General features: G+C 67.7%; 11 protein-coding genes. 9 read left to right on the top strand and 2 right to left on the bottom strand.

Annotation, left to right across the window (positions count from 1 at the left end; genetic code table 11):
• Nucleotides 1–6 precede the first annotated feature (6 nt).
• The 7 genes from F787_RS17010 to F787_RS0104850 all read left to right on the top strand — a co-directional run bounded on the left by F787_RS17010 (nt 7) and on the right by F787_RS0104850 (nt 8,715).
• On the top strand, nt 7–147 hold the full coding sequence (locus tag F787_RS17010) for a hypothetical protein (protein ID WP_196800566.1): 141 nt from the start codon (nt 7–9) through the stop codon (nt 145–147).
• A gap of 15 nt (nt 148–162) precedes the next feature.
• Entirely contained in the window at nt 163–1,014 is an 852-nt protein-coding gene (locus F787_RS0104875) for a hypothetical protein (RefSeq protein WP_018869054.1), read from the top strand.
• On the top strand, nt 1,014–2,084 hold the full coding sequence (locus F787_RS0104870; protein WP_018869053.1) for a homoserine O-succinyltransferase: 1,071 nt from the start codon (nt 1,014–1,016) through the stop codon (nt 2,082–2,084). The genes F787_RS0104875 and F787_RS0104870 overlap by 1 nt, the downstream gene beginning before the upstream one ends.
• Before the next feature lie 233 nt (nt 2,085–2,317).
• On the top strand, nt 2,318–3,652 hold the full coding sequence (locus F787_RS0104865) for an MFS transporter (RefSeq protein ID WP_028491465.1): 1,335 nt from the start codon (nt 2,318–2,320) through the stop codon (nt 3,650–3,652).
• A gap of 19 nt (nt 3,653–3,671) precedes the next feature.
• A complete protein-coding gene (locus F787_RS0104860) occupies nt 3,672–5,603 on the top strand; it encodes an ATP-binding cassette domain-containing protein (protein ID WP_028491464.1) in 1,932 nt (643 codons plus the stop codon).
• Between the two features lie 212 nt (nt 5,604–5,815).
• Complete coding sequence (locus tag F787_RS0104855; protein WP_028491463.1) at nt 5,816–7,831, top strand: methyl-accepting chemotaxis protein; 2,016 nt, start codon at nt 5,816–5,818, stop codon at nt 7,829–7,831.
• A 113-nt stretch (nt 7,832–7,944) separates the two neighbouring features.
• A complete protein-coding gene (locus tag F787_RS0104850; RefSeq protein ID WP_018869049.1) occupies nt 7,945–8,715 on the top strand; it encodes a rhomboid family intramembrane serine protease in 771 nt (256 codons plus the stop codon).
• Here the strand turns inward: F787_RS0104850 and F787_RS0104845 are convergent.
• On the bottom strand, nt 8,712–10,808 hold the full coding sequence (locus tag F787_RS0104845; RefSeq protein WP_369774273.1) for a TonB-dependent receptor family protein: 2,097 nt from the start codon (nt 10,806–10,808) through the stop codon (nt 8,712–8,714). The two genes, F787_RS0104850 and F787_RS0104845, sit on opposite strands and share 4 nt — an antisense overlap.
• Nucleotides 10,809–10,833: 25 nt before the next feature.
• Here F787_RS0104845 and F787_RS17005 point away from each other — a divergent pair, with 25 nt between their 5' ends.
• Entirely contained in the window at nt 10,834–11,043 is a 210-nt protein-coding gene (locus tag F787_RS17005; protein ID WP_196799370.1) for a hypothetical protein, read from the top strand.
• Between the two features lie 85 nt (nt 11,044–11,128).
• Here the strand turns inward: F787_RS17005 and F787_RS0104835 are convergent, their stop codons facing one another.
• Nucleotides 11,129–12,280, bottom strand: coding sequence for an OprO/OprP family phosphate-selective porin (locus tag F787_RS0104835; protein ID WP_028491461.1), 1,152 nt, complete (start codon nt 12,278–12,280; stop codon nt 11,129–11,131).
• 143 nt (nt 12,281–12,423) lie between these two features.
• Here F787_RS0104835 and phnE point away from each other — a divergent pair, with 143 nt between their 5' ends.
• Entirely contained in the window at nt 12,424–12,969 is a 546-nt protein-coding gene (phnE, locus tag F787_RS15455) for a phosphonate ABC transporter, permease protein PhnE (RefSeq protein WP_018869045.1), read from the top strand.
• Nucleotides 12,970–12,974: the final 5 nt, after the last annotated feature.

Below are 12,974 nucleotides of genomic sequence, written 5' to 3'. Positions count from 1 at the left end.
ATGCGCGTGGTCGGCAATATCCTGCTGGGCATCTGGCTCGTGCTGTACGGCCTGCGCGGGCTGCTCGGACTGCAGTTCCAGTACGATCACTACGTCATGAGCGCCCTGGCACTGACCGCCGGCGTGCTCTTCATCCTGCGCCGATAGAGAGACACCGATCGCATGCGTCTTACCCCGGACGAATACCGCGAACTGGACGGCCGCCGCATCACCCTGCTGGGGATGTCGGGCGTCGGCAAGACGCGGCTGTCCAACATGCTGCGCCAGGAGGACTGGTTTCATTACTCCGGCGACTATCGCATCGGCACGCGCTACCTGAACGAACCGATCCTGGACAACATCAAGTCCCAGGCGATGCAGGTGCCGTTCCTGCGCGAGCTGCTGCGTTCGGACTCCATCCAGATCATCAACAACATCACCGTCGACAACCTGCACCCGGTGTCCAGCTTCCTCGGCAAGCTGGGCAACCCGGAGCTGGGCGGGCTGCCGCTGACCGAATTCAAGCGCCGCCAGGCCCTGCACCACGAGGCCGAAGTGCAGGCGATGCTGGACGTGCCGGACTTCATCCACAAGGCGCGCACCCTGTTCGGCTACCCGCATTTTGTCAACGATGCCGGCGGTTCGGTGTGCGAGCTGGACAGCCCCGGCGTGCTCGAGACCCTGGCCGAACACACCATCATCCTCTATATCCAGGCCACGGACGAGGACGAGCGGGAGCTGATCGAACGCGCCGAGGCCAACCCCAAGCCGCTGTACTACCGCGAGGCCTTCCTCGACCAGCAGCTGGCCGAATACATGCGCATCGAGGAGCTGGAGTACGTCGCCCAGATCGACCCCAATGCCTTCGTGCGCTGGGTATTCTCGCGCCTGTTCCGGGCGCGGCTGCCGCGTTACGAACAGATCGCCGAGACCTGGGGCTACACCGTCAGCACCACCGAGGTGGCCCGGGTGCGCAACGCGGCCGACTTTGACGAGCTGGTCTGCATGGCCCTGGAACGCGAGAGGCGACTGTAATGCCCCTGGTTGCACACTCCGGACTCCCCACCTTCGAACGCCTGCGCAGCGAGGGCGAGTCGGTCCTGCCGAATGACTTCGCCCGCCAGCAGGAGATTCGCGCGCTGCACATCGGGCTGCTGAACATGATGCCGGATGCCGCACTGGCGGCCACCGAGCGTCAGTTCTTTCGCCTGATCGGCGAGAGCAACCAGATCGCGCAGTTCTACATCCATCCGTTCACGCTGCCGCAGCTCAAGCGCGGCCGGAAGGGGCGCGAGCACGTCGAGAACTACTACGAGGACTTCGAGAAGCTCAAGGAAGAAGGCCTGGACGCGCTGATCATCACCGGGGCCAACGTGACCCAGCCGGATCTGGCCCTGGAGCCGTTCTGGGAACCGCTGGCCGAGGTGGTGGACTGGGCCTGGCAGAACGTGACCTCCACGCTGTGCTCCTGCCTCGCGACCCATGCGGTGCTGCAATCGCACTACGACGAACACCGCCAGCACATGGGCGAGAAGCTCTGGGGCGTGTTCCCGCACCGGGTGGTGGACCGCGGGCACCCGCTGGTGACCGGGGTGAACACCCGTTTCGACGTGCCGCACTCCCGTTACAACAAGGTCACCCGCGAGCAGTTCGAACGCCACGGCCTGCGCGTGCTGGTGGAAAGCGAGGAAGCCGGCATCCATCTGGGCGCCTCGCCGGACGGTTTCCGCATGGTCTTCTTCCAGGGCCATCCGGAGTACGACTCGATCAGCCTGCTCAAGGAATACAAGCGCGAAGTGGTGCGCTATATCGAGGGCGACCGCAAGGCCTATCCGCCACTGCCGGAGAACTACCTGATGCCGCAGGCGGCCGCGATCCTCGATGAACACCGCGAGCACGTGGAGGCGGCGCTGGAGCACTGCACCGAGATCCCGGCCCTGCCCGAGGCCCTGCTGCTGGACCGCCTGGACAACACCTGGCACGACACCGCGCTGGCGGTCATCAACAACTGGCTGGGCAACGTCTACCAGCTGACCAACCTCGACCGCCGCAAGCCCTTCCGCGACAGCGTCGACCCCGACGACCCGCTGGCCGGGCGGCGGTAGGACGTTACGCCGGAACCCGACCCCGGTCATTGCGAGTTTGCGATTCCGAACGGCGGCAAGCGCGGCAAAGCAAACGTTACGCCGGAACCCGACCCCGGTCATTGCGAGGCGCCGCAGGCGCCGTGGCAATCTTTTCTGCGGAGGCACCCGAGCCGAACGCCCTGTCGGTGTCCGGAGACTGTCACGGCGCCCTCGGCGCCCCGCAATGACGGGCGACACAACGGAAGGACTGCATGACCGAGACCGATCGCGACAAACGCCGACGCCCCCTCGTCAGCCTGTACGAGACCATCGCCGGCGACGAGGATGCCCGTGCCTGCAAGGACATCCCCGAGGGGGCGTGCAACGCGCAGCCACGCAATTTTTTCGTCCACCTGGTCGCCAATACCCTGTCCAAGATCGGCGACGAACTGGCCTCCGCGCGCCTGGTTCTCGCCTGGCTGCTGAGCGCGCTGGGGGCCCCGGCCGCGTTCGCCGGTTTCCTGGTCCCCATCCGTGAATCGGGCTCGCTGCTGCCGCAGCTGTTCGTGGCCGCCTCGATCCGCCGCCGCGCCATCCGCAAGGGGTTCTGGGTGCTGGGCAGCGCGCTGTCCGGGTTTGCGGTCGCGGGCATGGCCATCACCGCCCTGACCCTGGAGGGGGCCGCCGCGGGCTGGGCCATCATCGCCCTGCTGATCGTGTTTGCGCTGTCCCGCGGCATCAACTCGGTGGCGTCCAAGGACGTGCTGGGCAAGACCATCGCCAAGCAGCGCCGCGGCACGGTGATGGGCTACGCCGCCTCGGCCGCCGGCTTCTTCACCCTGGCCCTGGGCGGGTACCTGACGCTGGCCAGCCTGGACGATGCCGGTGTCGGCCTGTTCGTGGCCCTGCTGGCGGCGTCAGCGGGCGCCTGGTGGATCGCGGCGGCGGTGTTCGCCCGCTTGCACGAGGACCCGGGTGCCACCGAAGGGGGCGTCAACGGATTCGGGGAGGCCCTGCGCTCGCTGCGCCTGCTGTGGAGCGACCGCGCCTTCGGCCACTTCGTGCTGACCCGCGCACTGCTGATGAGCACCGCGCTGGCGCTGCCGTTCTACGTGCTGCTGGCCGAGGATGCGACCGAGGGGGCACTGGCAACCCTGGGCCTGCTGATCCTCGCCAGCGGGCTCGCCTCCGCGCTCAGCGCGCCGGTGTGGGGCCGGATGTCCGACCGTTCCTCGCGCGGGGTCCTCGTGCTGTCCGGCGGACTGGCCACGCTGCTGGGCTTCGTCGTCGCCCTGGGCAGCTGGTTCGCCCCGGCCGGAGCCGCCCTGCTGGACATGGGCTGGGTGCATGCGGTGCTGTTCTTCCTGCTGGGCATCAGCCACGCGGGCGTGCGGCTGGGGCGCAAGACCTATCTGGTCGACATGGCCACGCAGGAGACCCGCGCGGCCTTCACCGCGGTCAGCAACACCGTCATCGGCGTGCTGCTGCTGGTCGGGGGCCTGTTCGGCCTGGTGGCCCAGCTGGCCGGCACCGAATTCGCCATCTTCGTACTGGCGCTGATGAGTCTGGCCGGGGCCCTGAGCGCCTGGCGCATGAAGGAGGTCTGAACATGAGAGACGCTGAACCATGGCCCTGATCACCCTGCGCGACATCCACCTGGCCTATGGCATGGCCTCGCTGCTGGACGGCACCGGCCTGAGCCTGGAACCGGGCGAGCGGGTGGCGATCGCCGGACGCAATGGCGAGGGCAAGTCGACCCTGCTGCGCATCCTCGCCGGCGAGGTGGAACCGGATGCCGGCGACATCACCCGCCGCGACGGGCTGACCGTCGCCTGGCTGACCCAGGAGCTGCCGCCGGGCATCGAGGGGAGCGTGTTCGACGTGGTCGCCGAAGGCCTGGGCGAGTCCGGGCGGCTGCTGGAACGCTTTCACCACCTGAGCCAGGCGGCCGCCAGCGGCGACGCCGAGGCCCTGGAGAAGATGGGGCCGGTACAGGCACAGCTGGACGCGATCGACGGCTGGAGCTTGCAGAACCGGGTCGAAACCACCCTGTCGCGGCTGGAGCTGGACCCCGAGGCCGAGTTCGCCACCCTCTCCGGCGGGCTCCGGCGCCGGGTCTGGCTGGCCCGCGAACTGGTGCGCGACCCCGACATCCTGCTGCTGGACGAGCCCACCAACCATCTGGACGTGGCCGCGATCCGCTGGCTCGAGGGCTTTCTGACCGGCAGCCGCATGACCGTGGTGTTCATCAGCCACGACCGCCAGTTCATGGAGAACGTGGCCACCCGCATCCTCGAACTGGACCGCGGCCAGCTGCACGAGCACCCGCCGTCCATCGCCGCATTCCGCGAGCGTCAGGCCGAACGCCTGGAGGTGGAGGCCCGGCATCAGGCGGAATTCGACCGCAAGCTGGCACAGGAGGAGGCCTGGATCCGCCAGGGCATCAAGGCCCGGCGTACGCGCAACGAGGGCCGCGTGCGCGCATTGCAGCAGCTGCGTCAGAAACGCGCCGAACGCCGCGAGCGCGCGGGGCAGGTGCGCATGCAGCTGAGCCCGGAACAGCGCTCCGGCAAGCGGGTAATCGAGGCCGAACACGCCAGTTTCGGCCACTCCGGCACGCCGGTGCTGCGCGACGTGAACCTGCTGCTGCAGCGCGGCGACACCCTGGGCGTGATCGGCCCCAACGGCGCCGGCAAGACCACCCTGCTGCGCGGCCTGCTGGGCGATCTGCCGCCGCTGGCCGGGACGGTCAAGCTGGGCACCCAGCTGACCATCGCCTACTTCGACCAGACCCGCGCCCACCTGGACGAACAGACCACGGTGCAGGATGCCGTGGGCGAGGGCCGTGAACAGGTGACGGTCAACGGCGAGACGCGCCATGTGCTGAGCTATCTGGGCGATTTCCTGTTCCCGCCGGCGCGCGCCCGCCAGCCCGTCTCCGCGCTGTCCGGCGGCGAACGCAACCGCCTGTTGCTGGCGAAGCTGTTCCTGCGTCCGGCCAACCTGCTGGTGCTCGACGAACCCACCAACGACCTCGACGTGGAGACCCTGGAGCTGCTGGAGTCGCTGCTGATCGAATACAAGGGCAGCGCCATCGTGGTCACCCACGACCGCGCGTTTCTCGACAACGTGGCCACCAGCACCCTGGTGGTCCCCGGCGATGGCAGCATCGAGGAGTTCGTCGGCGGCTGGTCGGATCTGCCCGAGCGCGTGACCCGGCGCCTGATCGAGGGGGACCCGGCGCCGGACTCCGGGGCCGCCGCGGACGCGGCATCCCGGGCCACAACCCGGACCGCCCCGGCGCCGGAGCCCGCCGTCGCGGCCTCGGGCTCGGGCTCGGGCTCGGGCAAGCTCTCCTACAAGGACGCCCGCGAACTGGAGGCCCTCCCGGGCCGCATCGAGGCGCTGGAGACGGAGCAGGACTCGATCAACCAGGCCCTCTGCGACCCCGAAACTCAGCGGGACGGCGAGCGCGTGCGCGAACTGCAGGCGCGCCTGGCCGAAGTGGAACAGGAGCTGGAAGAAGCCTACCAGCGCTGGGAAGAACTGGAATCCTGAAGCTCTCGCCCGCGTCTCTCCCGGTGAAGCCCGGCCGGACCACCTGCCTTTTCGCGGCTCCGGGAGCGATGCCCCCCCACGAAACACTCAACTCCGGGGCATCTTTGCCGTAACAGCAGGAGAAACGACACGACCCGCGGGTCACCCTTTCCGTGTACGCCCGTACGCGGTGGTAGCAAGCGCCCGCAGAGGCGCCGGCGGAGGAGCAACTCATGCTGGACAAGTTTTCGATCCGCGGACTGCTGACGGCCGGTTTCGGTCTGGTGGTCCTGATCCTCGTCATCAACTCGGTCATGGCCCTGCACGCGCTGCAGACCGGCGCCCGGGACGTACAGAATCTGACCGGAGAAGATTACCCGGCCGTCGCCCGGGTCAACGAAGTCCAGCAGCGGCTGCAGGAAAGCGCGGCCTTCCTGGGCTTTTACCTGATGAGCGACGAGCAGGGCCACCATGACGCCTGGCTGGAATCCATGGACGCCCTGCAGACCGCGGCACGGGAGCTCAACAACGACCCCGTGGTGGCGGCCGACCGCGACATGGCCCGCTCGGCCGAAGCGGTCCGTGAACACGTCGACCGCTTCCACGGCCACGTCGACCGTCTGACCGAACTGGCCACCGACGACGCCGCCAACATGCCCGCGCTGGAGATCGCCAACCAGCGGGCCAATCCAGCCACCCGTGCCATGGCGCAGCAGGCGTCCACGATGATCGACGCCGAGACCAACCTGCCGGAGTTCCAGCGTTCCCTGGAACGTCTGCAGCAGTTCCATAACCTGCGCATGAGCGCACTGCAGGTCACCTCGAACCTGCGCGGCTTCCTTGCCTTCCGCGACGACGCCTTCGTCCAGAACGTGAATCTCTATCGCGGGCAGCTGGAAAGCATCGTGGAGGATCTCGAAGGGCAATCCGCCACCCTGGACTTCGAACAGGAAATCGCGCTGGAAGATTTCGCCGGATCACTGGAAACCCTGCGGGGTGCGCTGGACGACATCTTCGAGGTCCACGGCTCGCCCGAGGCATTCCAGGATGCCGACATGATCCGCACCGAAATCGGCCCGCTGCTGATGGAAGCCCGCGGGGAACTGGATGGGCTCAGCGAGGCCATCACCCGGCGTGCGGAGACCCGGGCCGGTGAACTGACCACCACCATGCGCAACACCCAGGTGGCGCAGATGGTGCTGGCCATCGCGGGCATCATCCTCGGACTGGCCGGCGCGGCCACCATCATCATCACCATCCGCCGGGCCATGAACCGCTCGTCCACCGCGCTGGAGGAGATCGCCGACGGCGACGGCGACCTGACCCGCCGGCTGGAAGAGCACGGACTGAAGGAGACTGCCGCGCTGGGGCGCGCCTTCAACCGCTTCACCGACAAGATCGCCAGTGCCGTGGGCAAGGCCCGTGGCAGCACCGAGACCCTGCGTCAGGCCACCGACAACCTGAACCAGGAGGCCTACGGGGCGCGCGAGGCGGTTTCGCGCCAGCGCGACGAGACCGAACGCGTGGCCACCGCCATCAACGAGCTGCAGAGCAGCGCCGAGGAGATCGCCCGCAACACCGACGCCACCTCGCAGTCGGGCCAGGAGGCCGGTAACGCCGTACACCAGGGCATGGAGGTGATGGAACGCAACGTGGCCTCGATGTCCTCCCTGCTGGGCACGGTGGAACAGGCCGCCGACACGGTCTCGAACCTGGGCGAGGATTCCCGCCAGATCGGCACCATCCTCGAGGTGATCCGCGGAGTGGCCGAGCAAACCAACCTGCTGGCGCTGAACGCCGCGATCGAGGCGGCCCGCGCCGGCGAACATGGCCGCGGCTTCGCGGTGGTCGCCGACGAGGTGCGCAAGCTCGCCACCCGCACCCAGGAGTCCACCGACGAGATCGAGGGCATGATCTCGCGGCTGCAGAGCGCCACCAACAACGCGGTCTCGGTGATGAAGAAGGGCCAGGAAGAGGCGGAGACCACCATGGAACACACCGCCGAAGTGAACGGCGCGCTGCAGCAGATCCGCCAGTCGGTGGACACCATCTCCGAGATGACGGATCAGATCGCCGTCGCGGCGCGCGAGCAGACCACCGTGGTCGAGGACATCAACCGCACCATCGTGCAGATCTCCGACGGCGCCGACCAGTCGGCCGAGACCGCCGACCGCGTCAGCGCGGCCTCCGACGAGCTCAAGCAGGTGGAAAGCGAGATCCAGCGCGCCCTGGCGCAGTTCCGCCTCTGAACGCCGGCCCCGGGGGTAGCCGGGTCCGCCGCCGGGGCTGCCCGCGCGGACCCGAAACCGCTGCCCCGGGCGGTGCATTGTTCCCCGTCACGCCCCCGTGGCAGTCTTGTTCGATGCTGAACCTGCGACGCCCGGCACCCCCGACGGACCCCGCGGCCGATCGCGAACGCTTCCGGCGCGCGCTGCTGTGGCCCTTTGTCGGGGTGATGGCCCTGGTCCTGATCCACGCCCTGCAGGAGGTGCTGGGCGCGGATTTCTCGCGTCTGGGCATCCTGCCGCGCGACGGCGTCGGCGCGCTGGGGATCTTCACCTCGCCCCTGATCCACGGATCCTGGGGGCACCTGATGGCCAACGCCCCCACCCTCTGGGTGCTGGGCATCCTCACGCTCTACGGCTTCCCGCAGGCCACGCGCACCGCGGTCCCGCTGATCTGGATCATGGGCGGGCTGGGGGTCTGGCTGTTCGCCCGCGAGGGCCTGCACATCGGCGCCAGCGGCCTGACCCACGGCCTGATGTTCTTTGCCGTGGTCATCGGTATCCGCCGCCGCGATGCGCTGTCCATCGCGCTGACGATCATCGTGCTGTTCCTCTACGGCAGCATGTTCTGGGGGGTGTTCCCGACCACCCCCGGCGTGTCGTTCGAGGCGCACCTGTTCGGTGCGACCGTGGGCGCGGTCTGCGGCTGGTTCCTGTACCGCCGCGACCCCTTCCCGGTGGCACAGCGCTACGCCTGGGAAGAAGACCCGGACGACCCCACCGACGCCGAGACCCTGCGCAAGATCGAGCAGGGCCGCCTGGACGAGATCGAACCGCCCCGCCACCGCGACCAGCACGGCCCCGGCGGCCCTGACGGCCCCGACGATCCGCCCGACCGCCGGGATTAATCCCCGAAGGTCACCCGCAGACCCGCGCGCAGGGTCAGCCCCGGGGCGGGCTCGTAATACCGTCCGAAGTTTGCGTTGATGCGAACGTTGTCGATGTTGTCGGCATCCAGAAGGTTGTTCGCGCCAACGAAGGTCTCGATATTCGCGCCGTTGCGCGTCCACTCGCGCCCGGCCCGCAGGTTGACCGTGGTCTGCGAGCCGACGCGCTCGTCGTTGGCGTCGTCGGCGTAGCGCGCCCCGGCGTGCAGGGCATCCACGGTGACGAACCAGGGACCGTCGCGCCAGTCGGCCTCCAGGAACAGCTGCTCGCGCGGCAGTCCGGGCAGCCGATTGCCGTCGTGGCGCACGCCGTCGACGTCTTCGTATTCACGAAAGCGGAAATCATTGAGGGTGAAGGCGCTGCTCAGGGTCCATTGCGGCGTCGCCTGCCAGTCCAGCGCCAGCTCCAGCCCGTCGCGCGCGGTGCGCCCGGCATTGGTGTAGAAGTCCCGGTCCCCCTCGCCCTCGATCTGGAAGGGCGTGATCTCGTCGCGCACCCGTGTGCTCCAGAGCACCGCCTCCCAGCCGAACGCACCCTGTTCGCCGCGCCAGCCCAGTTCCAGGCTGCGAGCCTTCTGCGGCTCGAGGTCCGGGTTGAAGCCGCCTCCGCCCCCGGGATTGGCGAATTCGGTGAAGGTCGGGGTCTCGAAATTGGTGGCCACGTTCACCCACGCCCGCTGCCCCGGGCGGAAATGCCACACCAGCCCCGCCATCAGGCTCTCCTCGCGGAAGGTGCGCCCATCCGAACGATCCGGCTCGCCGACCTCCTCGGAAAAGTCATCATCGATGCTGAAACGAATACGATCGTGGCGCGCCCCCAGCACCAGGTTCCAGTCCTCGCCCAGCAGGGTATCGGTATGCAGGAAGGCGCCACGGGTGCGGGCGCGTTCGGTCTGTTCCAGGGCAAGATTGGTGACGGGATCATTCGGGTCCGCGGAACAGCCGGGAGCCTGGTCATCTTCCTCGGGATCACGGTCGAACAGCTGTCCGGCGGAACAGCGTCGCGTCCGCTCGTCGCGCTGTTCCTCCAGATCCACGCCCGCCAGCCAGCGCGTCGGCCCGAGATCGCCTTCCAGCTGGGCATTCAGCCCGTAGAAGTCGCGCTCGTATGCCACCCGGCTCGACCCCGGGAACGGCAGCTGCTGGGCGTAGTCGCGCTGCGTCCAGAATCCGCCGACGCGCAGATCCAGCTCACCCACCGGCTGTTCCCAGCGCAGCCCGGCGGTCAGCTGTTCGGCCTCCTGGGTCGCATCCAGCGACTCGGCGTTCGGGGCGGCCTGGCGCCGGTCCTCGCGCATCTCGTCGCGGGTCAGCCCGCCCGGGTCCTCGGTGCGCGGGGCGTCCAGGTAGCGCAGGTGGGCACGCAGCGTGCCGTCGCCCAGTTCGCTTGCCGTATGCAGGCGCAGATAGCGCTTTTCCGCCCGCGACTGGTCGCGGTAGCCATCCATGCGGAAATCATGCGCGGTCAGCGAGTAGCGGTGCTCGCCGAGGTCCGCCTCGCTGGTCGCCTCCAGCCGACGAAACCCGTGCGAGCCTGCCAGCGCCCCGCCCCCATGCCCGCGCGGCTCGCTGCCGTCCCGGGTGCGGATCGAGATCACCCCGCCGGAGGCATTGCCGTACAGCGCCGCGCTGGGCCCGCGCAGCACCTCGATGTCGCGGATGTTCAGCAGGTCGATCGCATCCACCTGCGACTGCCCGTCCGGCGTGGTCTCGGGGATCCCGTCCTGCAGGATGCGCAGCCCGCGCACGCCGAACGGAGCGCGGGAACCGAACCCGCGGATGGAGATGCGCACATCCTGCGCGAAGTTGTGGCGGTTCTGCGCGAACACCCCCGGAACGCGATTCAGGGCCTCGTCCAGCTGCAGCCCCTGGCGCCCCTCGGTGGCCTGACGCCCGTCCACCCGGCTGACCGAGGCCGGCAGCTCCGCCAGCGGCGTCGTCAGCCGCGGCGCCGACACCTCCACCGGATCCAGCACCACGGGCTCGTCCGCCAGCCCTGCCAGGGGCAGGAGCACGGACAACGTCCCCGCGACACGCAAAAGACAGCTCGACATGACCCCCTCCCGTTCTTGAACGTCCGTGTTACCGAGTCGTCATCGCCCGGCAACACATGCGTCATTTCCGTTCTCCAGGGAAACACTGATCAATGTACACGCTCAGACCATCAATGCCGACGATCATCGGCTGGAGGCCAGCCGCGGCGAATGGCTGAAGGTCGCTGACGAAGCGCTGCTGCTGGCCCAGCCTCAGGCGCTCACCCTGGCCAGCGGCGACGGGGCTGCGCCCTGAGTGGCTCACCGTTCTGGCGCGCACAAAAAAGGCCACCGGACGGGATGTCCGGTGGCCGAAGGTCCCCGAAGACGTTACGAGGGGATCAGAAGCTGTACTGCATGCGGGCGAGGAAGATGTCCGGACTGTCGTCGCGGAAGGCGCCTTCCGAAAGGGCGTCCACGGCATCGCTGTCATCCACATCCACCATCACGTAGTTCGCCATGAAGCGCAGATTGGGATTGACGTAATAGTTCACCCCCAGAGTGAAATTCTTCTGCTCCCCTCCCAGGATCCCGGAATCTCCCAGATCCACCGAGCTGTAACGCGCGGCGATCTCCCACGCACCGGACGAGCGCTCGGGCTCGACGGTGCGGAAACCGGTCGGACGATAGCCACGCGTCTCGCCGGTCAGGACCCAGCCGGCCTGGACATGCCAGCCATCAAAGCTGACGTCCGAACCGGAGTCACGATCCACCTCGGCCCGCATGTATTCCGCGCTGGCGTGGAACGGTCCGGTGAGAAAACCGAGCTCCAGGCCCGCCTTGGTGGTGGAGCGGGCATCGATGCTGCCCGTATCGATCAGGCGATTCCCCTCGGTCGGGCGAGATTCCGGACGATCACGAAAGCGCACGCTGCCCTCGCGCGCATTGCTGGCAATGCGTTCGTGGGACAGGGAACCACCAAGGTGGACGACCTGATCGCCGCGAACCGGATTGAAAGTCACGCGGCCGGCGGCGCCCAGCGGTGCGTCGCCATCCGGATCCCCTTCGATGGAGTGCGAGTACCCCATCACGGAATAGTGATAGTTATCACCGGACTGATCGAATCCGACACCGATGCGACGGGAATCGGTGAAAACCTGAGATGAAGCCCGCTCGATGAAAGTCATGCGATTGGAACTGGTCAGTGTTTCCATGCCCTGCGGCACCTTGAACTGACCCATCTGGAGTGTACCGGCATCCGTGTCATACGAGATCTTGAGATCGTTGTAACTGATGCTGCCACCGGCGAAATCAAACTCGATCTGATAGCCCCAGCGGCCACCCAGATCACCACTGCCACCAAGACGCGCACGCCGCACCAGGAACCCGTCCTGAAAGGCTTCCTCTCCGAGGTTGTCAGTGTTGTGCATAGCGGCGTCCAGATGCAGACGACCGCGTGGATCGAACGTCAGATCAGCCGCGGCCGGGGCGCTAACTGCATCCCCCAGGCCGAGGATGAATGCGGTATTTACGGTGTACTTAATGCCTTTCACGTTCTGTCCCTCCCGTCATTGAAATTGGCAGGAACAGAAGCTACCGGGGCCGAATGGCAGCCCCGTTACGTCCGGAAGACGCTCCGTTTACATGACACGCAGAGCGCGAGAACGGTCATGCCGACGTCATCACGGCGCCAGGCGTGACGGTCGGTGTCATCCTGAGCGTGCCGATGGCCCTGCTGTGTGCCTCGAACACCGCCCCGAACCGTCTGGTTCGGACCCTCAGCCGGACTATCGTGGCCACCATGCGCACCATCCCGGAACTGGTCTGGGCGCTGATCTTCGTCGTCGCGGTCGGGCTCGGCCCGCTGGCCGGGATCCTGGCCATCATCATGGACACCATCGGCTTTTGCGCGCGCTTCTTCTCCGAGCGCGTGGAGGAGGTCTCGAAGGGGCCGTCCGAGGCGCTGACCTCCACCGGCGGGGGCCGGCTCTCGGTGATCTTCGGCGCCATCCTCCCCGAGTCGATGGCCTCGATGACCGCGACCAGTCTGTACGGCGTGGAAAAGGCGATCCGCTCGGCCGTGGTGCTGGGTCTGGTCGGCGCCGGCGGGATCGGGGTAGAGCTTTCCACCGCGATGCGCATGTTCCAGTTCGACCAGGCACTGACCATCATCCTGGTGATCCTGGTCGTTGTTATCGGTTTCGAGCAGATCTCCTCGGCCATCCGCCGCCGCGTGATCTGACCACC

It is taken from the genome of Thioalkalivibrio sp. ALE19 (genome assembly GCF_000428605.1).
Lineage (GTDB): Bacteria > Pseudomonadota > Gammaproteobacteria > Ectothiorhodospirales > Ectothiorhodospiraceae > Thioalkalivibrio.
This window is presented reverse-complemented; position numbering and strand designations above follow the sequence as displayed.